Below are 19711 nucleotides of genomic sequence, written 5' to 3'. Positions count from 1 at the left end.
TAAGTACACACTCAATCTAAAGAATTCTCAATTTTATATCTTCAACGCTTTAGAAATGAAGTATTTTAAAAAAAAAGGGGTTACAATGGCAACATTAGTAAACGGAACAGTTAAATGGTTTAATAGCGAAAAAGGTTATGGTTTTATCGAGCAAGAAAATGGTGGTAAAGATGTATTCGTACATTACAGAAACATCAACAATTCTGGTTATGGAAGAGTTTCATTAAATGACGGTCAAAAAGTTACTTTTGAAGTTGGTCAAGGTGAAAAAGGTCTTCAAGCAGAAAATGTAACAGCTTTATAATTTTAGCTTTACTATTTAAAAAGGGAAAGAGTTTTTACTCTTTCCCTTTTTTTTATTGTAATTTTTCTTCTTCTAATAGCTGTCTATATTCATCATCGGTAAAAATTCTTGATTTTGTAATAAATTGATACCCTAAATCTATTTCTAAGGAAAAAGAGTTTCCAAAAGCAGCTTTTTCTTCTCTTACATCTATAGTTATAAAAGAGTGTTTAAAATACTCAAATTGATCTTTATCTATAAAAAATTCACAACCACAGATTTCACCCATTTTTATATTACGACTAGGAACATAAAAATCGCCTTTTTCATAACACATAGGAGCCGTTCCATCACAACAACCACCACTTTGATTAAAAACTAATTCACCATGTAACTCTTTTAATTTTTCTATAACTTCAGCAGCTGCTGGTGTTACATCTACTCTTTGTGTTGACATTTTATATCCTTTACACAACGAAAAAAACCCATAGAGGAGAACTTTCTATGGGTTTTTTATATTTTTCTTTTAGAATTAAATCCTAAAAGAATCCTAATTTATTTTTATTGTAAGAAGTTAAAATATTTTTAGTATGTCTGTAAGAGTTTAACATCATCATGTGAGTTTCTCTTCCTATACCTGATTTTTTGTATCCACCAAATGATGCATGTGATGGATATATATGATAACAATTTACCCAAACTCTTCCAGCTTCTATTCCTCTTGAAAATTTATGTAATTGATGAGCATCTCTTGACCAAACACCTGAACCTAATCCATAAATTGTATCATTTGCAATTGCTAATGCTTCTTCTTCATCTTTAAAAGTTGTAACAGCAAGTACAGGTCCAAAAATTTCTTCTTGGAAAATTCTCATTTTGTTGTGACCTTTGAATAGTGTTGGTTGAATATAATAGCCATTTGGATTAGTTTGCGATTCATAAACATCTCCACCAATTAATAATTCAGCACCCTCTTCTTTACCAATTTTGATATATTCAGTAATTTTTTCTTTTTGATTTAAAGAACATTGAGCACCCATCATACACTCTGTATCTAAAGGATTTCCTAATTTAATTGCTTTAACTCTTTCAAGTACTCTTGCCATAAATGGCTCATAAATTGACTCTTGGATTAATGCACGTGATGGACAAGTACAAACTTCTCCTGAGTTAAATGCAAATAGTACTAAACCTTCAATTGCTTTATCAAAGAATTCATCATCCGCGTCCATGATTGATTCTAGGAAGATATTTGGTGATTTTCCACCAAGTTCTAAAGTTGAAGGAATAATATTTTCAGTTGCATATTGCATAATTAATTGACCAGTTGTAGTTTCACCAGTAAATCCAACTTTTTTAACTAATGGATGAGTTGAAAGGAATTTACCAATTTTTCCACCCGCACCATTAATAATGTTAATAACACCTTTTGGTAATACATCTTGTACTGCTTCCATTAATAATAAAATTGACATTGGAGTTGCACTTGCTGGTTTCATAACAACACAATTTCCAGCAGCAATTGCCGGAGCTAATTTCCAAGCAGCCATTAATAATGGGAAATTCCAAGGAATAATTTGAGCAACAACACCATATGGTTCATGAATTTCTTGAGAAATTGTATTTTCATCTAAATCTGAAACTGTTCCTGATTCTGCACGAATTACTGATGCAAAATATCTAAAATGATCAACAACTAAAGGAACGTCAGCATTTAAAGTTTCTCTAATAGCTTTACCATTATCTAAAGTTTCAGCAATTGCAAGTTTTTCTAAATTTGCTTCAATTGCATCTGCCATTTTATTTAATAGATTACTTCTTTCAACAACTGATGTGTGTTTAAAAGATTGAAATGCTTTATCAGCAGCAAGAATTGCAGCTTCAACATCTGCTTCATTTGATCTTGGAATTTTTGTTAAGATTTCACCATCAACAGGAGAAATATTATCGAAATATTCACCACTTGTTGGAGCAATCCATTCTCCACCGATGAAGTTCTCATATTGAGCTTTATATGTTGGTTTACTGTAAATCATTTTAATATCCTTTTTATTAATTAATATTTTAAAAAGTGTCAATAATTTTATTAACTTAACTTTTCACATACTGAAATTCTACATCATAAGTATAGCATGAATAAAGCCATAGTATAGCATGAGTATAGCAATGATAACTTTTGTTACAAATTACCATTTTTACGAGTTTTTAATCAAATTTTTCTATATGATTTTTTTAAATTATCTGCTACAATTTTTTTATGAAAACATATAATTACACACTAAACACCAAACCATTAGATGAATTAATAGATTTTTCATTATTCAAGCATGAAAAAAACATATTAGTTCAGATATTTTGCGGAGATAAAAAAAATATCCTAGAAGAGATATTAAATATTCTTACAAAACAACTACCACATGCTATTTGTATTGGTTCTTCAACAGATGGAGAGATAAACAATGCTGAGATTACTACACTTAAAACAGTAATTTCAATCTCTACTTTTGAAAGAACTACATTAAAAACAATTCATATTGACGAAGAAGACTCTTTTCAAAATGGTGTATTACTTGCTCAAACTTTATGTTGTGAAAATACAAAACTATTATTAACATTCACAGATGGAGGAACAACAAACGGGGAAGAATTTTTAAATGGAATTGCATCAATTAATAGTAGTGTTTTGGTTTCAGGTGGAATGGCTGGAGATAATGCTCATTTTACTCAAACTTTTATTTCATCTCAAAATAATATTCTAACAAGAGGTTCAGTTGGAGTATCTTTTAATTCAGATGATTTAAAAGTATGTAATGCTTACAATTTTAACTGGTCTCCAATTGGAATAGAGCATGAAATTGAGGAAGTTGAAGGAAATAGAGTCTATAAAATTGCTGGATTAACTCCTCTTGATTTTTATGAAAAATATTTAGGAACTTATGTTGCTAAATCGCTTCCAGCAACGGGAATAGAGTTTCCATTAATTGTTCAAAAGAACAATATTCCACTAGCACGTGCAGTTATTGCTAAACATGAAGATGGAAGTTTAAGTTTTGCTGGAAACTTACATAAAGGTGATATTGTAAAATTAGGTTTTGGGAATGTTGAACTAATGATGAATAATCCCTTAAAATCTTTATTTAACAAATGTAAAATAAAAAATACAGAATCGTTTTTTATTTACGCATGTATGGCAAGAAGAAGATATATGCCAAATCTTATAGATGTTGAAATTAGCCCTTTTTCACAAATTGCAACAACAGCTGGATTTTTTACATATGGTGAATTTTATCATCACCATGACCATAATGAGTTACTTAATCAAACACTAACAGTACTTGCACTTAGTGAAAAAGAGATAGAAAATGATGATGAAGATAATGATAAAGAGTTAAAAGATACAACATTAAGTGATCATGCGCGAAGTTTACAAGCACTCACACACCTGATTCAACAATCTTCTCAAGATTATAATAAACAATCAAAAGAGTTAGAAATTGGAAATACTTATGCTCAAAATTTAATTACTTCTCAAAAACAATTTTTAAAATATGCTATTCATGAAACAAATACTCCATTATCAATTATAATGGGAAATATTGATATGTTTGAAATTCAATTTGGGAAAAATAAATATCTAACCAATATTGAAATTGCTATGAAAAATATCTTTAGTATTTATGATGATTTAAGTTATTTAGTAAAAAAAGACCAAGTAAATCCAGCAACTCATAGAATAAATATTAAAGATTTTGTAAGAAGTAGAATTGATTTTTATACACAAACAGCTATTAAGTTTAAATCGAAATTTGAATTTATCTGCAACTTTGATGAAATCATTTTAAATTTTAATGAAATAAAACTTCAACGAATTGTTGATAATAATCTTACAAATGCTATTAAATATACTTTACCAAATGAGACAATATATGTAATTCTAAGAGTTTCAAAAAATGATTGTGATTTTATTATAGAGAGTCGTTCTGCTCAGATTTTAGATCCTCAAAAAATATTTGAAGAGTATTATAGAGAAGAAGTTTCAAAAGAAGGTTTTGGACTTGGATTAAATTTAGTAAAAAGAATCTGTAGTGAAGAAAATGTTGGAATAAAACTAGAATCAGGTGAAAATTGGGCTTCATTCACTTACACTTTTAAAGGAGTATTATGAAAATTTTATTAGTTGAAGATGATATTATGTTAAATGAAATGATAACAGAATACATTGCTTCCACAGGACATATGATAATAAGTGCAAAAACAGGAATGGAGTCATTAGAAATTTTAGAAAAAGAAAAATTTGATTTATTAATTTTAGATATAAATCTTCCTGATATTGATGGTTTCGAAATTTTAGAAAGATTACATGAACAAAAAAGAATGGTTCCAACTATTTATATTTCTGCACTAATTGATATTGAAGAGATTTCAAGAGCTTTTGATTTGGGATGTTTTGATTATTTAAAAAAACCATTTCATTTAAAAGAGCTAACATTACGAATTAATAAAATTCTAAAAACAAGAATAGTTCCACAAAGACATAAAAGATTATCAAAACATTATAGTTTTGACTCAGAAAACATGACACTTTTATTCAACAACGAGCCTCATATTTTACCCAAACGGCAACTTCAAATAATTGAACTTCTTGCTTTAAATAGAAGTTTAGTTGTTCAATACGATATGTTTAGAACCTATGTTTGGAATGATGATTATATTGATAATGCAACAATAAGAGCTGAAGTAAATAGAGTAAAAACCGTTTTAAGGGAAGATTTTATTAAAAATATTCGAGGAAGTGGTTATATGATTGAAAGACCAGAATAAAAGCTATCTTCAATATTTTGAAGATAGCTTTATAGAAATAGATTAGTTAGTTTTTAACTTTTCCCAATATTTCTCATATACAGGTAAAGCTTCACCTACATCTAATTGAAGTTCACTATTTATTAAATCTTCTTCATTTGGATAAATCATTCTATTATTTCTTGTTTTTTCATCTAAAAGTTCTAAAGTTTTTGCATTTGGAGAGGCATAACCAATCTCTTCACTAATTATTTTTGATACTTCAGGTTTTAATAAATAATTGATAAAAGCTAAAGCATTATCAATATTTTTTGCACCTTTTGGAATAACTAAAGAATCAATCCATAAAAGAGCACCCTCTTTTGGATAGATATATTTTATAGCTTCATTTTCTTCATTTGCCATAAATCCTTCACCATTAAAGTTCATTCCAAGTTTTACTTCTTCATTTAAATACACTTGTTTTTGAGATTCTGAATAAAACATTTTTACATTTGGTAAAAGTTCTTTTAATTTGTTGTAAGCTTCTTCTATCTCTTTTGGATTTGTTGAGTTTGAAGAATATCCTAAAATTTTAAGTGCTATTCCAAAAACTTCTCTCATATCATCATTTAAAAGAATGCTATTTTTATATTCTGGACTCCATAAGTTTTTCCATGAATCAATTTTTTCACTTACTAAATTAGCGTTATAACTAATTCCAGTACTTCCCCATACATAAGGAATTGAATAATCATTATTTGGGTCAAATGGTCTTGATAAAAGTTTTTTGTCAAGATTTTTATAATTTGGAAGTTTTGATTTATCAAGTTTTACTAACAAATTTTCTTTACTCATTTTATTTACATAATAAGTTGAAGGGACTATAACATCATAACTTGAACTACCAATCGTTTTGATTTTTGCATACATAGCTTCATTTGAATCATAAGTTGAATACTTAACTTTTATACCTGTTTCTTTTGTAAAGTTTTTCAATACAGAATCGGGCATATATTCAGACCAGTTATATACATAAAGCACTTTTTCATTTGCGAAAAGTGTCAAAACAAGTGACATAAAAATAAAAATTAATTTCATTTTTTCTCCTTAATTAAAAATTGGGTAAATAATACCATAAGCAATGTGAAAATAAACATGATTGTACAAAGTGCATTTATCTCAGGTTTAACTCCTAGTTTTACCATTGAATATATTTTTAATGGCAAAATTTCATAATCAGGTCCTGTTACAAAAAAGCTAATAATCACATCATCAAATGACAAGGTTAAACTTAATAAAAATCCAGCAATGATTGCAGGGATGATATTTGGTAAAATTATATTTGTAAATGTAATAAATTCCGAAGCTCCTAAATCTTTTGCAGCTTCTATAATATTTTTATCAAAGCCATTTAATCTAGCCATTACAGTTACAATTACAAAAGGCAAACAAAATGTAATGTGAGCAATAAGCAATGTAATAAATCCTAACGGCAAAGATATAAAAACGAATAACATTAAAAGTGAAATTCCCATCACAATTTCAGGGGACATGATTAAAACATAAACCAATGATTGCATTAATTTTTTTCCAAAAAAGTCATATCTAAAAAGTGCTAAAGCACCAAGAGTTCCCAGAATTGTAGCAATTATTGCTGATACAAAAGCTACACTAATTGAGTGCCATGCAGCTTCAAGAAGTGAATCATATGACATTAAGTTTTCATACCATATAGTGCTAAAACCTTTCCATGCAACACTATATTTTGAACTATTAAATGAATAAATTATTAATACGATTATTGGAAAATATAAAAGAGTATAAATAAAACTTGAATATAGTTTTCTCATTTATTATCCTTTTGAACTTTTGCAAGAAGAGCTAACATAATGAACATTATGATTAATAAAACAACCGATGCTGCTGATCCAAATGGCCAATCTCTAAATTGTAAAAATTGATTTCGTATAAAACTTCCAATAATTAACTCTTTTGCTCCACCTAAAATATCTGGTATAAAAAACATTCCAAGTGCTGGTAAAAATACTAAAGTACTTCCAGCAATTATTCCAGGAAGAGATAAAGGAATAATAATAGTTTTAAAAGTATTTAATTTTGATGCACCTAAATCTCTTGCAGCTTCAACTAATCTAAAGTCAATTTTTTCAATAGATACATATAAAGGTAAAATCATAAAAGGAAGTAATGTATAAACCATTCCTATAAATACAGCTGTTTGTGAATACATGATTTGTAAAGGTTCATTGATTATTCCAAGCCATATTAAAAAAGTATTCAAAAGACCATTTGTCTTTAAAATTGCTATTAAGGCATATGTTCGCACTAAGGAACTTGTCCAAAATGGAATTATTACAAGCAATAAAAGTAAAAACTTGAACTTTTTTGGAGCAGTTGCAATAATATAAGCAAAAGGGTAAGCCAAAACAAGTGTAATACAAGTTGTAACAACTGCAATATATAATGAATCTAAAAATACAGATAAATATGTAGGATTAAGAAGTTTTAAATAACTTTCACTTGATGCTGTAAAAATTAAAAAATCATTATCACCTTTTGTTAAAATACTACTTACAAATACAAGTAAATTTGGCAATAATGCAAATAATAAAAGCCAAAATACAACTGAAAATACTGATATTTTTGCAAATAAAGAGAGTCTATTCATTATTTAAAAGTACCTCCCAACCATCAACCCAATAAAGAAACAGTTTCGAACCTATTTTATAACCTAAAGCATCACTATCTTCATTATAAAACTCACTTGCTATTACTTCTTTTCCATCTTCTAGTTTTACTAAAAGATCAATCGTAGTTCCCTTATAAATAATATTTTCAAGTTCTCCAACAAAATAGTTTTTTGATTTTACATCTTCAAAGTTTTTTTCAACTCTAAAATCTTCAGGCCGAATAAGAATTGTACAAGTTTCATTAAATATTTTTTTTGTTTTTAAATTAAATATTTTTTCTTTATATTTTAAAATTACTGCTTCATTTTTTTGCTCAACAATTTTTGTTTCAAAACAGTTTGCCTCTCCAATAAACTGAGCTACAAAAAGACTTTTAGGCTCTTCATATATCTCTTTTGGAGTCCCTATTTGTTCAATATTTCCTTTATTCATAACAACAATTCTGTCAGACATAGAAAGAGCTTCTTCTTGGTCATGGGTTACAAATAAAAAAGTAATTCCTAGCTTTCTTTGTAGCATTTTAAGCTCAATTTGCATCTCTTTTCTAAGCTTATAATCTAAAGCACTTAATGACTCATCAAGAAGAAGAATCAAAGGTTTATTAACAACAGCCCTTGCAATTGCAACCCGTTGTTGTTGTCCACCACTTAATTCACTTGGTTTTTTATACATATGTTGTGATAATTTAACCATAGAAAGGGCATTTTCTACCTCTATTTTGATTTGTTCTTTTGGCATTTTTTTCATTTTTAAACCAAATGCAACATTATCAAAAATATTCATATGAGGGAAAAGTGCGTAACTTTGAAAAACGGTGTTTATTGCCCTATTTTCAGGGGGAAGATGATTGATATTTTTATCATCTAAAAGAATTTCTCCCGCATCAGGATTTTCAAATCCTGCTAGAAGTCTAATAATTGTTGTTTTCCCACAGCCACTAGGGCCTAAAAGTGTAAGAAATTCTCCTTGAAATATATCCAAATTTATGTTTTTTAATATGGGTGTATTTTCATAATTCTTACATAAATCTTTTAGTACAAATAAGCCTTTGTTCATATCATTGAAATCCTAAAATAAAATTTTTTGAGATTAACATAAATATAATTAATCTTGACTTTTTATCTTGTAATTAGATTGTCATCAACTATTGCTTAAGTTTAAAGAATTTAGTCTATTTCTATAGATGATTTTATCATCTGAATGTATTACACTATCTTCAATTTTTTTATTTATAATTCCATGATTTGGAGATTTTATACAAACAGGATCAGTGGCATTCATATCACCCGTTAGTGCATAGGCTTGACATCGGCATCCTCCAAAATCTTTCTCTTTTTCATCACAAGTTCGACAAGGTTCTTTCATCCATTTATCGCCTCTAAAATAGTTAAAAGATTCTGATTCATTCCAAATTTCTTCAACTGAAAACTCTTTTACATTTGGAAATTCTAAAGGTAGAGTATTTGCTGTATTACATGGAAGTGCTATTCCATCTGGATTTATTGTTAAAAATGTTGTTCCTAAACCATTCATACAAGCTTTTGGTCGTGTTGCAAAATAATCAGGAACTACAAAAAATACTTTCATATCTTTTCTTTCATTTCTATAATGATTTGTAACTGCTCTTGCAACGCTAATTTGCTCTTGTGATGGTAAAAGTGCATTTACATTTTTTAGTGCCCAACCATAATATTGAATATTTGCAATCTCTAGATAATTTGCCCCTAACTTTTCTGCAAACTCAATAATCTCACCTACTTGATGAATATTTTGTCTAGTGATACAAGTATTTACAATAAGTTGAAGACCTGCATCTTTTACCTCTTTTGCAAAAGCTATTTTTTCATCGTATGAATTTTTGTTGTTTGTAATTAGTGTCATTGTATCTTTATCGTGTGATTGAACTCCAAGTTGTACAGTTTTTAGTCCAGCAACTTTAAGTTTTGCAACCACACCTTTTGGAGCTCCAACACCTGAAGTTATTAGGTTTGTATAAAATTTTAAATCATTAGCTTTTTTTACAATTTCCACAACATCTTTATTTAATAAAGGTTCACCACCTGAGATTCCTAACTGAACAGCTCCCATTTCTCGTGCTTGTTCCATTACTCTAAACCAATCTTCTTTACTCATAGCATCTTTTGTTTTTGCAAAATCAAGTTGATTATAACAGTATGCACACTCCAATGGACATTTGTGAGTTAACTCTAAAAGAATCCATAAAGGTGGTTTTATTTCATTATTCATAACTTATCCAATTTCTATTTTGTGCTTCTTCTAAAAAAGCATTTATATCTTGTGTTAAATCTTCAATTTCAAACTTTTTGCACAAGATTTTATTTATATCTTCTACATTATTATTTCCATCACAAAGATTTAGAATTTCCCCTGCACTTTGATTTAATTGAACCATTCCTTCTGGATATAACAATACATAACAGTTTTGTTTCTCTTCCCATTGAAACTGGAAATTTGGATTTAGTTTTATTTTTTTCATTTTATTACTTGCAATTAAAATATGGTGGTTTTTTTAATTCATATGCTAAATATAAAGCATCACACATTGTCCATAAAATATCAAGTTTAAATTGTAAAATTGATTCTGCTTTTGCTTGAAGTTCTGGAGTATTAAACTCTTCAAGTGTGATTGCAAGACCGTGTTGAACATCTCGTCTTGCTTCACTTAATCTTTTTTGAAAATATCTTAAACCTTTTTGTTCAATCCAAGGATAATTATCTGGCCAAGTATTTAATCTTTGTTGATGAATTTCAGGGGCAAACATCTCTGTTAAAGATGACATTGCAGCCTCTTTCCAAGGAGAACGTCTAGCAAAATTCACATAAGCATCAACAGCAAATCTAACTGATGGTAATAAAAATTTATGAGAAATTAAATCTTCTTTATCAAGTCCAACTGCCTCACCTAATTCCAACCAAGCTTCAATTCCACCACCAACACTATCATGGTCTGTGATTCTATCAATCCATTTTCTTCTATCAGCCAAACTATCACAATTTGACATAATCGCTGCATCTTTTATAGGAATCATACATTGATAATAAAATCTATTTGCAACCCAACCTTGAATCTCCTCTTTTGTACATTCCCCTTTGTACATTCTAATATGAAAAGGATGGTGAATGTGATACATTCTTCCCATATCTCTTAATTTTTTTTCAAAGTCCTCTTTACTTAAAAGCTCAGCCATTTTTTTCTCCTACTATTAAATTAAATTTCTATACTCATACCATCATAAGATATTTCAATACCATGGGATATAAGTTCTTTATATTCAGGTGTTGCCTCATCTAAGATAGGATTTGTATTGTTTATATGTATTAATATCTTTCTTGGTTTTTCTAACTTGTCTAATATTTCAATCAATCCACCTTTATCTCTTAAAGGTAAATGTCCCATATCAGTTCCAAGTTTTGTTGAAAAACCATTTTTTATCATTTCGTCATTTGTCCAAACAGTTCCATCCACTAATAAAACATCAGCTTTTGCCATTTCATCAATAATATGTTGTTGAACAACTCCTAAACCTGGAAGATAAAAAAGTCTTTTTCCAGTTTTTTTATTTACTACAACAACTCCAATATTATCTCCATCCCTTGGTTTGTCTCTATATTTTGAGTATGGAGGAGCATTTGAAATTAAAGGCATTGCATAAAACTCATGGTTTGGCATAACTGGAATTTCAAAGGCTTTATTTAAAACTATTTCATTATAAATAGTTCCACCACCATCCCAATGTTCAAGCATTTTAAACAAAGGAAAAGAAGTATTAAGTTCTTCATGAACCTCTTTTGTACAATAAACAGGATGAGGACATCCTTCTCTTAACATCAAAAGTCCAGTTGTATGGTCAATTTGAGCATCAATAAAAATGATTGCTTTTATTTTTGTCTCACGTCTTTGTTGTGGATGTAAAAATGGTGAATTATGAATTTGCTCTAAAATATCTGGACTTGTGTTAAACAAAACCCAGTTCTCTCCATCTTCACTTATGGTAATTGAACTTTGTGTTCTTCTTTTTATTGTAGTTTTTCCCTCTCTATAACCTTTGCAATTATCGCAATTACAGTTAAATTGAGGCAGTCCACCACCTGCACTTGAACCTAATACTTCTATTCTCATAAAACATCCTATTATTTTTGATAAATCAATATATTCACAATAGACTCAATTATCAAAAAGCAAGAAAGAGGAAACTCTTTCTTGCTAAAACTAAATTTAAACTTAACAAACTGCTTTTATCTATTATTCATGACAAATGTACATCGTCACTTCAAAACCAAATCTATTATCAACGAACATCGGTTTTTCCCATTTCATAATAGTTTCCTCCTTTCTTAAGATTAATTATTTAAAGAAATTATATAGTACAAATATAGCCCGAATATAGCCCTTTATTTTTACTATAGAATCACCAATTTATAGGACAATTTATACATTCTTCCATAAAAACATCAGCTAAATTGGCAAAATGAATTCTAGCTCCCGTTAAATTTGCTTTAAATAATGAAGAATTTGAAAGCTTTACTTCTTGTAAATTTGCATTAGCAAAATTTGATCCTTCAAAATTAATAGTAGTCATCCATGCAGCTTCTAAATTTACAGCTTGAAAATTACAATGTTTCATACTAGAACCACTCATTCTTGCAAAATTTAAATCAGCTCCATGAAAACTTGAACCATCATATTTAGAACCTTGTCCAAAAAGCGCCCATCCTTTTATGCCATCAAAATTTGCATTATAAGCAATTACTGCTCTTAGATTTGTATGTCTTAAATCTGCCCTTGCTAAATTTGCATTTTCTAAATTTGCTTTTAACATATCTGCTTGACTTAAAATTGCATGACGTAAATTTGCATTTTTTAAATTTACATTTTTTAAATTTGCTTTAGTTAAATCCGTTCCATCCAATATCGCACCTTCAAAATTTGCACCTTCAAAATTACTATTTTGTAAATCTAAATCTCTGAGATTCTGATTACTTAAATCAACTTTAGAACAATTTGCATAGGGTTCAAGCTTACACCCATTAATAGTAGGATAAGTCTCATCTTGTGCATAACTTATGCAAAATAAAGTAATTATTAAAATTAAACTCTTCATTATTTACCTTTTATAACAGATAGCACGAAACTATCTGTTAATTAAAATTTATACTTATTTTTTTATCTTAAATACCCAGTAAGAACCGCCTTGAGAAACTGTTTTTGTTAACTCAGCCATGTCTCCACCCCATAAAGGTACAGCTCCTCCATATCCTGTTGATAATCCAATATATTGTTCTCCATCAATTTCCCATGTAATTGGGCAAGAAACAATTCCTGAACCAGTTTGGAATTTAAATAATTCTTTTCCATTTTTTGCATCAAATGCTTTTAAGAATCCATCACTAGTTCCAGTAAATACTAATCCACCTTTTGTTGCTAATACTCCAGCCCATAATGGAAGTTTCTCTTTATGAGACCATACAATATTTCCTTTAACTGGATCTACTGCTTTTAAATTACCAACATGATCTTCATGTGTTCTTTTAATTGTAAATCCTTGTCCTAAATATGCTGCACCTTTTTTATATTGAATAGGTGTTGTCCAATAATCTTCTTCCCAATCATTTGCAGGAACATAAAATAATCCTGTATCTTGACTATATGCCATAGGATTCCAGTTTTTCCCACCTAAGAATGGAGGAGAAACTCTTATTGGTGCACCTTTATCTTCACCCTCTTTTGGTAAAGGAGGATATTGATTAATATCTACAACTGGTCTTCCTGTTTTTTGATCTATATGACTTGCCCAAGTAATTTTATCAACAAAAGGGAATGCTCTAATAAATCTTCGTGATTGGTCTTCTCTTTGTTTTTCAGCTTTAGGCATTTCATCTCTATTAATTACATAGAAGAATCCATTTCTATCAGCATGTGCAGTTGCTTTTACTGTTTTACCATTATCTTTATATTCAAATAAAACTAGCTCATTATTTCCTGAGAAATCCCATCCATCATTTGGAGTGTGTTGATAGAACCATTTGATATCTCCAGTTGTTGGATCAATTCCAATTTGCCCAGATGTGTATAAGCTATCCCAATCTCTTGGATCTCCACCGTCAGCAGTTCTTTCCCAAGTATTCCAAGGTGCAGGATTACCTGTTCCAATTATGATTGTATTTGTTTCTGCATCAAAACTAGCACTTTGCCATGGAGCTCCTCCACCGTGACTCCAAGATATTTTTTTACCTGTTTCACTTTTTTCATCATTTGGCCAAGAAGGGGCTTTTGCATCTCCTGAAGGAGTTGACTCTTTACCATTTAATCTTCCCATGTGTCCTTCAACCAAAGGTCTCATCCAAACTTCTTCTCCCGTATCTGGGTCTAATGCAAATAATTTCCCTAGTACTCCAAATTCATCTCCTGATGAACCATGAATTAATAGAACTTTTCCAGTTTTTTGATCTTTTACTAAAGTTGGTGCACCTGTCATTGTGTAACCATCTTCATAACCTTTATCTGGATTATTGTCATATCCAAATCTTTTTTTCCAAACTACTTTTCCAGTATCTTTATTTAATGCAACCATTCCAGCATCTAAAGTTCCAAAAAATACTTTATCTCCATATATTGCAGCACCTCTATTTACAACATCACAACAAGGTCTAATTTCAGCTGGTAATCTATGATTATATTCCCAAAGTCTTTTTCCAGTTTTTGCATCTATTGCAAATAATCTTGAATATGAACCTGTCACATAAATAACACCATCATGAACTAATGCTTGTGATTCTTGTCCTCTTTGTTTTTCACCACCAAAAGAATAACTCCATACTGGTACTAAATCTTTTACTGTTTTAGTATTGATTTGACTAAGGGTTGAATACCTTTGTGCTTTAGGACCCATTCCATACATCAATACATCTTTAGGTGTATTTTGATCATTTAAAATATCTTCCCAAGTAACTTTTGTACTTTTATTATCTGTAGTACTCGCAAAAGAAACTTGACAACTTGTTAAACCAAGAATTGCAACGACTGCTGCTTTACTTAATAAATTCTTCATTTTCTCTCCTATTAAATATAATCTTTATAAAAAGTAGATGTTAAAAATATCTCTAAATATAAAAGAACAATAGAATTCTAATATAGAAATATAGCCTGAGTTTAGCCATGTGAAAAAAAGAAATAGTCCAAAAGAATGGCTATAATTAGGCTATAAATGATTGATATACTTTCCTCAAAATTTATAAAAAGGAATAGTATGAAAATTTTTACTAAATCAATCTGTGCATTAATTGCAACTACAACTTTAATGTTTGGACATGGGGATGCTGCTCCTCAAAAAGTTGATACAAAGGGGTTACCAGAAATTGGTATTGAGGTAGTAACAAACCCTTTTTCAGGAAATGAAAAAGCTATTGAAATTGGAAAAACTGCATTTAACCAAAATTGTGCAAGATGTCATGGATTAGGGGCTAAATCAGGAGGTATTGCACCTGATTTAAGATTACTTACAGATGGAGATGATACATATTTTTTAGGAATGGTTAGAAGTGGTGCTGTTAGAAATGGAAATGTATTTATGCCGCCATTTCCAGAAGATATAATCCCAAATTCTGCATTATGGGCTATTTATAGTTGGTTAGAAACTCTTCCTGAAGATTAGAAATTTATAAAATGTAAAGAATAGAATTCTATTCTTTACTCTATTTATTATCCACTCTGTTGATTTAAAACCAGAAACTAAAATTAAAATTCTTCTCTAGCATTTCTAACTGTTTTTGAATTTCTTCAATACTATTTATTCCATTAATCAAATCCTTAAAACTTGTTTTTTTATTTTCAATAAAATTATTACTATGATTACTATGATTAAAATTTTTATAAATTTTCCCAATTGAGTTATTTATCTCTTCCATATCAGATTAAACTCATGATAGTTTTTTACTTGAATTTAAAATATCTTGTGAAATAAAATTTACACTATTTATACTTATTTCAACGCTTTGATTACTATCTGTTAAACTTGTTTGTTTTTTTCCAGCTAATTTTTTTACTTCATCTACAACAAACCCATTTCCAAAAGCCAGCTATGGAAGCTTCTATTGCTACATTTAATTTGTTTGAATTGCAATACTTGAAGTAGAAGTTAAAACTTGTTTAATATCCAACTATTTTGTGCTAAATTCAAGCTATAAATAAAGAATATACTTATAAAATATTAGTTCTAAGGGGAAAATAAATGATTAAAATCATTTTACTTTTTTCAACTTTTTTTTGTTTTATTGAGGCAAATTATAAAATAATTGAGAATGAAAATATTTTCATAATTAAAACAGATAATAGAGATTTTCAAGAGATTTTATTGAAGTTAAAAGATGAGATAAATTTTGAGGGTTTTACTATTGTGTATGAATTAAATCTTGCAAAATCCACAAATGAAGTAGCTGCTCTTCTTGAAAAAAAAGGTGTTTTAAAAGAGGGAATAAATCTAGGTATTTGTAAAAGTAGTTTTACTTTTCAAATGGTAGAAGAAAATCCCAATAACATAAACTACTGCCCACTTGGATTATCTGTTTATAAAAATAGTAAAAATGAAAATTTCATCTCATATAAAAAATATAAAGCTTTTAAAAGTGGTGATAAAATTGCTGATAAAATAAATGAGCGTTTAAAGAATTTGATTATAAAAAGTTTAGATTGATTTTCCTCGTTCCCAAGCTCTAGCTTGGGAATGTATACTTTAATCAGAAATTTTATATTTAGTTTTTCCTATTTCTTTTGTTTTATTTAGTTTTTATATGCATTCACAACGTGGACGTTGGGAACGAGGGAAAACTATAAAAACTTACAGGTTTGTCAGAATTTGCAATATACATTTTTTGCATATTGCTTTTTTCATTCCCAAGCTCTAGTTTGGAAATGTATACTTTTAAATAATTAAATTTAAATTCTTTCGTGTTTCTATTACCTTGAAATTTTAGTGCAATAATTCTCAAATTTCAAAGGAAGGAGAAGATATGAAAAAAATTAAATTTATTTATGAATTATTAAAAAAATTTAATAAAGTCATTTGCATCGATATAAATATAAATATTGATGTTGATATAGTTTGTATTTTACATTTTATAAGTAATTTATTTTTCTAATTTTTCTCGTTCCCTAGCTCCAGCTTGGGAATGCATAAGTTTAAAAGAAAAGAAATTCCAAAATTTGCATTTTTAGGCAATCTTATAGTAATTTTGTTCTACTATTGTAAAAGAAAATTCTTATATACTATTCTTTTAAATGGAGAAAATTATGAATAATAAAAAAATACCACTATCCGTATTAGATTTAGTTCCAGTTGCACAGGGCTTTTCAATATCACAAGCAATAGAAAATAGTACAAAACTTGCCCAAGCTGTTGAAGAGTTTGGATTTACTAGATATTGGGTAGCTGAACATCACAATTTTAGTGGAATCGCAAGTGCTGCAACTTCTGTAATATTAAGTTATATTGGAGCAAAAACTAATAAAATTAGAATTGGTTCTGGTGGAATCATGCTTCCTAATCATGCGCCATTGGTTATTGCTGAACAATTTGGAACTTTGGAATCTTTATATCCAAATAGAATAGATTTAGGTTTAGGAAGAGCGCCTGGAACTGATAGACAAACAATGTTGGCTCTAAGACGAGATGCAAATAATGACGGTTCAGACTTTCCTATGATGCTTAAATATTTACAATACTATTTATCAAATGAAGCTGGGAATAAAGGAATAAAAGCAATACCGGGATATGGATTGGATATTCCAATTTGGTTGCTTGGTTCTAGCACTTTTAGTGCTTCCTTAGCTGCACAAAAAGGCTTGCCTTTTGTTTTTGCCTCACACTTTGCACCTGATTCAATGGATGATGCAGTAAAAATATATCATGCAAACTTCAAACCATCAAAGCAATTAAAAGAGCCTTATGTAATGATTTGCATAAATGTAATTTGTGCCCAAACAAATGAAGAAGCCCAATATTTAGCCACAAGTGAGCTTCAAAAATTTCTTTATCTAAATAGAGGTGATGATAAACAATTACAAAAACCAACAAAAGATATGGGAAGTTTATGGCAAGAGTGGGAAGAAAAAAGCATAAGACATAAAACAAGAGAATCAATATGGGGAACTCCACAAGTTGTAAAAGAAAGACTTGAAAGTTTGATTGCAAGAACTGGCGCAAATGAAATAATGATAAATTGTATGGTATATAATCCAGAAGATAGAATAAAATCTTATGAGCTGATTTCTAAAGTTTGGTTTGAGAAAAATTAAAAAAAACCCAAATCTCTTGGGTCTTTTTTTTAGAAGTTAATATTAACCGCTGCAACAACTGTTTGCATATCATCTAAGTTACTTACATCAAAAGTACCTAGTGCATATCTTAAACTAACTGTTGCACTTTTATTTAGTTTATAAGCTAATCCTGCGTCATATTCTGTGATTTTTAAATCTTTATCAATACTACTAAAAGTTGCATTTTTAATATTATGTTGTCCTAAATTTCCTTCAAGTGTTAATTTATTTGAAACATCATATGCAAGATTTAAAGCTACTAAAGTAGTATCTCCATATTTTCCAACTCTATCAAGTGAAGCTGTTCCTAAATCATCATTTGTTAAATATGTAACTGGTAAGTTTTCCCCTGAAACATAACCATCTTTTGTTGTTAGTGCTGCAAATCCAATATTAAAATTATCTATTTGTTTAGCAACTTTTAAATAAGCTCCAAACATTTTTTCATCACTTTGTCCAACAGAAGAGTTTGTTTTATCACCAACTCTTTTTTCTATTTGTGTTTGTAAATCTAAATCAGCGATTTCTCCCATTGCAAAAGCATTAAACATATGACTTGTTGCATCATTATATATAGTTGAACCAGTCGATGTTTCTGTATTATTTTGTAAATACACATATCTTCCACCAACAACTAATTTATCAAGAGTAACTTGTCCACCAACTGAATATGCATCAAAATCACCTGTACCCGTACTATTTACACCTAAGAATGTATTTTGGTCATTATTTTTACCCTCAACAGCTTTAAAATCAAAGGCATATAATAAAACATTTTCAACTGGTTTATAACCAACAAGAGCTAAATCAATTTTATCTCCATTTGAACCATAAAAAGGTGTTCCATAAGTATCATTTACTCGTCCTGCTAATAAAAATTTATTTTCATCAAAAGGTACTAAAACATTTGCTTCATCCCAAGTAAAAGTATCATTATCGTTATCACCCCAAGCATCGTTTTTCAATTCTATCCTTGAATGAATAACAATTCCCTCAAGTGTTTTGAAATCTAAATTAACTCTTATTTTTGAATCAAGTACTTGTTTATCTTTTTTTGCAGTATCGGTGTCACCCTTTACAGATATTCCTCTTACTTCAGCATCACCATAAATTTTTAAATCTGATAAAAGTTCAACATTTCCAGCCATCGCAGAAGTGATAGCAATTGACGCAGCAAAACTTAATAAGCCTAATTTTTTCATTTCCAATCCTTAAATAATTTTTACAAGAATTTGACCAAAACAAATTCCGCATTCGTTATTATACTTCATGGATATAGCCTCAAGATAGCCCTAAAATAGCCTATTTATAGCCTTAATATAGCTTAATTATAGCATTGTTAGAAAATTATTTTTTTCTTGAAATATGGAGATTTCTTACTAATATTTCCTAAATTTTATCTATACTTTATTTTATTAAATTAAAAAGATTCAATACAATATCTATAACACTTGGAAATGATTTAATTCCTATAATTAAAGAAATAGCTTGCCAAAATATAAGAAATAAGAATATTAATGTAAATTTAAATTGACTAAACATTTTTCTCCTATTAAAACTAAAAATGTAAGATTTTATGGAATAGTATCTTTTATTTATAGCCTG

General features: G+C 29.0%; 22 protein-coding genes. 7 read left to right on the top strand and 15 right to left on the bottom strand.

Going from position 1 to position 19711, the window contains the following annotated elements; translation table 11 throughout:
* The first annotated feature begins 85 nt into the window (after positions 1 to 85).
* Entirely contained in the window at positions 86 to 304 is a 219-nt protein-coding gene (locus tag AVENP_RS02730; RefSeq protein WP_108557958.1) for a cold-shock protein, read from the top strand.
* A gap of 52 nt (positions 305 to 356) precedes the next feature.
* Here AVENP_RS02730 and AVENP_RS02725 read toward each other — a convergent pair whose 3' ends face one another.
* Both AVENP_RS02725 and AVENP_RS02720 read right to left on the bottom strand, forming a co-directional pair.
* Positions 357 to 740: a DUF779 domain-containing protein gene (locus AVENP_RS02725; protein WP_128357727.1), complete on the bottom strand. Its 384-nt coding sequence runs from the start codon at positions 738 to 740 to the stop codon at positions 357 to 359.
* Positions 741 to 822: 82 nt separating this feature from the next.
* Positions 823 to 2319 carry an aldehyde dehydrogenase family protein gene (locus AVENP_RS02720; protein WP_128357728.1) on the bottom strand — a complete coding sequence of 499 codons (1497 nt, stop codon included), beginning with the start codon at positions 2317 to 2319 and terminating at the stop codon, positions 823 to 825.
* A gap of 221 nt (positions 2320 to 2540) precedes the next feature.
* Between AVENP_RS02720 and AVENP_RS02715 the strand changes: the two genes are divergently transcribed.
* Both AVENP_RS02715 and AVENP_RS02710 read left to right on the top strand, forming a co-directional pair.
* Positions 2541 to 4448: an FIST N-terminal domain-containing protein gene (locus AVENP_RS02715; protein ID WP_128357729.1), complete on the top strand. Its 1908-nt coding sequence runs from the start codon at positions 2541 to 2543 to the stop codon at positions 4446 to 4448.
* A complete protein-coding gene (locus AVENP_RS02710) occupies positions 4445 to 5104 on the top strand; it encodes a response regulator transcription factor (RefSeq protein ID WP_128357730.1) in 660 nt (219 codons plus the stop codon). The genes AVENP_RS02715 and AVENP_RS02710 overlap by 4 nt, the downstream gene beginning before the upstream one ends.
* 42 nt (positions 5105 to 5146) lie before the next feature.
* Here the strand turns inward: AVENP_RS02710 and AVENP_RS02705 are convergent, their stop codons facing one another.
* From AVENP_RS02705 to AVENP_RS02655, 11 genes are all read right to left on the bottom strand, one after another.
* Entirely contained in the window at positions 5147 to 6163 is a 1017-nt protein-coding gene (locus tag AVENP_RS02705; RefSeq protein WP_128357731.1) for an ABC transporter substrate-binding protein, read from the bottom strand.
* Positions 6160 to 6915 (bottom strand): spermidine/putrescine ABC transporter permease PotC, encoded by a 756-nt coding sequence (gene potC / locus AVENP_RS02700; RefSeq protein WP_128357732.1) that lies wholly within the window; start codon positions 6913 to 6915, stop codon positions 6160 to 6162. Before potC ends, AVENP_RS02705 begins: the two co-directional genes overlap by 4 nt.
* Positions 6912 to 7751: an ABC transporter permease gene (locus tag AVENP_RS02695; RefSeq protein ID WP_128357733.1), complete on the bottom strand. Its 840-nt coding sequence runs from the start codon at positions 7749 to 7751 to the stop codon at positions 6912 to 6914. Before AVENP_RS02695 ends, potC begins: the two co-directional genes overlap by 4 nt.
* Positions 7744 to 8829, bottom strand: coding sequence for a spermidine/putrescine ABC transporter ATP-binding protein PotA (gene potA / locus AVENP_RS02690; RefSeq protein WP_128357734.1), 1086 nt, complete (start codon positions 8827 to 8829; stop codon positions 7744 to 7746). Before potA ends, AVENP_RS02695 begins: the two co-directional genes overlap by 8 nt.
* An 84-nt stretch (positions 8830 to 8913) precedes the next feature.
* On the bottom strand, positions 8914 to 10020 hold the full coding sequence (gene pqqE, locus AVENP_RS02685) for a pyrroloquinoline quinone biosynthesis protein PqqE (RefSeq protein WP_128357735.1): 1107 nt from the start codon (positions 10018 to 10020) through the stop codon (positions 8914 to 8916).
* Complete coding sequence (gene pqqD, locus AVENP_RS02680) at positions 10013 to 10270, bottom strand: pyrroloquinoline quinone biosynthesis peptide chaperone PqqD (protein ID WP_128357736.1); 258 nt, start codon at positions 10268 to 10270, stop codon at positions 10013 to 10015. Before pqqD ends, pqqE begins: the two co-directional genes overlap by 8 nt.
* A 4-nt stretch (positions 10271 to 10274) precedes the next feature.
* On the bottom strand, positions 10275 to 10982 hold the full coding sequence (gene pqqC, locus AVENP_RS02675) for a pyrroloquinoline-quinone synthase PqqC (RefSeq protein WP_128357737.1): 708 nt from the start codon (positions 10980 to 10982) through the stop codon (positions 10275 to 10277).
* A 20-nt stretch (positions 10983 to 11002) separates the two neighbouring features.
* Positions 11003 to 11914: a pyrroloquinoline quinone biosynthesis protein PqqB gene (pqqB, locus tag AVENP_RS02670; protein ID WP_128357738.1), complete on the bottom strand. Its 912-nt coding sequence runs from the start codon at positions 11912 to 11914 to the stop codon at positions 11003 to 11005.
* 123 nt (positions 11915 to 12037) lie between these two features.
* A complete protein-coding gene (pqqA, locus tag AVENP_RS16075; protein WP_128357823.1) occupies positions 12038 to 12112 on the bottom strand; it encodes a pyrroloquinoline quinone precursor peptide PqqA in 75 nt (24 codons plus the stop codon).
* A gap of 91 nt (positions 12113 to 12203) precedes the next feature.
* On the bottom strand, positions 12204 to 12896 hold the full coding sequence (locus tag AVENP_RS02660; RefSeq protein WP_128357739.1) for a pentapeptide repeat-containing protein: 693 nt from the start codon (positions 12894 to 12896) through the stop codon (positions 12204 to 12206).
* A gap of 54 nt (positions 12897 to 12950) precedes the next feature.
* Positions 12951 to 14843 (bottom strand): methanol/ethanol family PQQ-dependent dehydrogenase, encoded by a 1893-nt coding sequence (locus AVENP_RS02655; protein ID WP_128357740.1) that lies wholly within the window; start codon positions 14841 to 14843, stop codon positions 12951 to 12953.
* A 198-nt stretch (positions 14844 to 15041) separates the two neighbouring features.
* Between AVENP_RS02655 and pedF the strand changes: the two genes are divergently transcribed.
* Complete coding sequence (gene pedF, locus AVENP_RS02650) at positions 15042 to 15446, top strand: cytochrome c-550 PedF (protein WP_128357741.1); 405 nt, start codon at positions 15042 to 15044, stop codon at positions 15444 to 15446.
* Between the two features lie 64 nt (positions 15447 to 15510).
* Here the strand turns inward: pedF and AVENP_RS02645 are convergent, their stop codons facing one another.
* A complete protein-coding gene (locus AVENP_RS02645) occupies positions 15511 to 15699 on the bottom strand; it encodes a hypothetical protein (protein ID WP_128357742.1) in 189 nt (62 codons plus the stop codon).
* A 323-nt stretch (positions 15700 to 16022) separates the two neighbouring features.
* Here AVENP_RS02645 and AVENP_RS02640 point away from each other — a divergent pair, with 323 nt between their 5' ends.
* From AVENP_RS02640 to AVENP_RS02635, 3 genes are all read left to right on the top strand, one after another.
* A complete protein-coding gene (locus AVENP_RS02640; RefSeq protein ID WP_128357743.1) occupies positions 16023 to 16484 on the top strand; it encodes a DUF302 domain-containing protein in 462 nt (153 codons plus the stop codon).
* A gap of 316 nt (positions 16485 to 16800) precedes the next feature.
* Complete coding sequence (locus tag AVENP_RS15965) at positions 16801 to 16929, top strand: hypothetical protein (RefSeq protein ID WP_268907608.1); 129 nt, start codon at positions 16801 to 16803, stop codon at positions 16927 to 16929.
* Between the two features lie 151 nt (positions 16930 to 17080).
* Positions 17081 to 18085: an LLM class flavin-dependent oxidoreductase gene (locus tag AVENP_RS02635; protein WP_128357744.1), complete on the top strand. Its 1005-nt coding sequence runs from the start codon at positions 17081 to 17083 to the stop codon at positions 18083 to 18085.
* Between the two features lie 29 nt (positions 18086 to 18114).
* On the opposite strand, the gene AVENP_RS02630 is transcribed toward AVENP_RS02635, so the two are convergent.
* Entirely contained in the window at positions 18115 to 19308 is a 1194-nt protein-coding gene (locus AVENP_RS02630; RefSeq protein WP_128357745.1) for a hypothetical protein, read from the bottom strand.
* Between the last annotated feature and the right edge of the window lie 403 nt (positions 19309 to 19711).

It is taken from the genome of Arcobacter venerupis, from assembly GCF_013201665.1.
Taxonomy (GTDB): domain Bacteria; phylum Campylobacterota; class Campylobacteria; order Campylobacterales; family Arcobacteraceae; genus Aliarcobacter; species Aliarcobacter venerupis.
The sequence above is the reverse complement of the archived record's forward strand: the minus strand, read 5'-3'. Positions and strand labels throughout refer to the sequence as shown.

Bases quoted from the DNA above. Each gene is read 5' to 3' on its own strand.
- AVENP_RS02730 (WP_108557958.1), top strand. From the start codon at position 86: ATGGCAACATTAGTAAACGGAACAGTTAAATGGTTTAATAGCGAAAAA.
- AVENP_RS02725 (WP_128357727.1), bottom strand. From the start codon at position 740: ATGTCAACACAAAGAGTAGATGTAACACCAGCAGCTGCTGAAGTTATA.
- AVENP_RS02720 (WP_128357728.1), bottom strand. From the start codon at position 2,319: ATGATTTACAGTAAACCAACATATAAAGCTCAATATGAGAACTTCATC.
- AVENP_RS02715 (WP_128357729.1), top strand. From the start codon at position 2,541: ATGAAAACATATAATTACACACTAAACACCAAACCATTAGATGAATTA.
- AVENP_RS02710 (WP_128357730.1), top strand. From the start codon at position 4,445: ATGAAAATTTTATTAGTTGAAGATGATATTATGTTAAATGAAATGATA.
- AVENP_RS02705 (WP_128357731.1), bottom strand. From the start codon at position 6,163: ATGAAATTAATTTTTATTTTTATGTCACTTGTTTTGACACTTTTCGCA.
- potC (WP_128357732.1), bottom strand. From the start codon at position 6,915: ATGAGAAAACTATATTCAAGTTTTATTTATACTCTTTTATATTTTCCA.
- AVENP_RS02695 (WP_128357733.1), bottom strand. From the start codon at position 7,751: ATGAATAGACTCTCTTTATTTGCAAAAATATCAGTATTTTCAGTTGTA.
- potA (WP_128357734.1), bottom strand. From the start codon at position 8,829: ATGAACAAAGGCTTATTTGTACTAAAAGATTTATGTAAGAATTATGAA.
- pqqE (WP_128357735.1), bottom strand. From the start codon at position 10,020: ATGAATAATGAAATAAAACCACCTTTATGGATTCTTTTAGAGTTAACT.
- pqqD (WP_128357736.1), bottom strand. From the start codon at position 10,270: ATGAAAAAAATAAAACTAAATCCAAATTTCCAGTTTCAATGGGAAGAG.
- pqqC (WP_128357737.1), bottom strand. From the start codon at position 10,982: ATGGCTGAGCTTTTAAGTAAAGAGGACTTTGAAAAAAAATTAAGAGAT.
- pqqB (WP_128357738.1), bottom strand. From the start codon at position 11,914: ATGAGAATAGAAGTATTAGGTTCAAGTGCAGGTGGTGGACTGCCTCAA.
- AVENP_RS02660 (WP_128357739.1), bottom strand. From the start codon at position 12,896: ATGAAGAGTTTAATTTTAATAATTACTTTATTTTGCATAAGTTATGCA.
- AVENP_RS02655 (WP_128357740.1), bottom strand. From the start codon at position 14,843: ATGAAGAATTTATTAAGTAAAGCAGCAGTCGTTGCAATTCTTGGTTTA.
- pedF (WP_128357741.1), top strand. From the start codon at position 15,042: ATGAAAATTTTTACTAAATCAATCTGTGCATTAATTGCAACTACAACT.
- AVENP_RS02645 (WP_128357742.1), bottom strand. From the start codon at position 15,699: ATGGAAGAGATAAATAACTCAATTGGGAAAATTTATAAAAATTTTAAT.
- AVENP_RS02640 (WP_128357743.1), top strand. From the start codon at position 16,023: ATGATTAAAATCATTTTACTTTTTTCAACTTTTTTTTGTTTTATTGAG.
- AVENP_RS15965 (WP_268907608.1), top strand. From the start codon at position 16,801: ATGAAAAAAATTAAATTTATTTATGAATTATTAAAAAAATTTAATAAA.
- AVENP_RS02635 (WP_128357744.1), top strand. From the start codon at position 17,081: ATGAATAATAAAAAAATACCACTATCCGTATTAGATTTAGTTCCAGTT.
- AVENP_RS02630 (WP_128357745.1), bottom strand. From the start codon at position 19,308: ATGAAAAAATTAGGCTTATTAAGTTTTGCTGCGTCAATTGCTATCACT.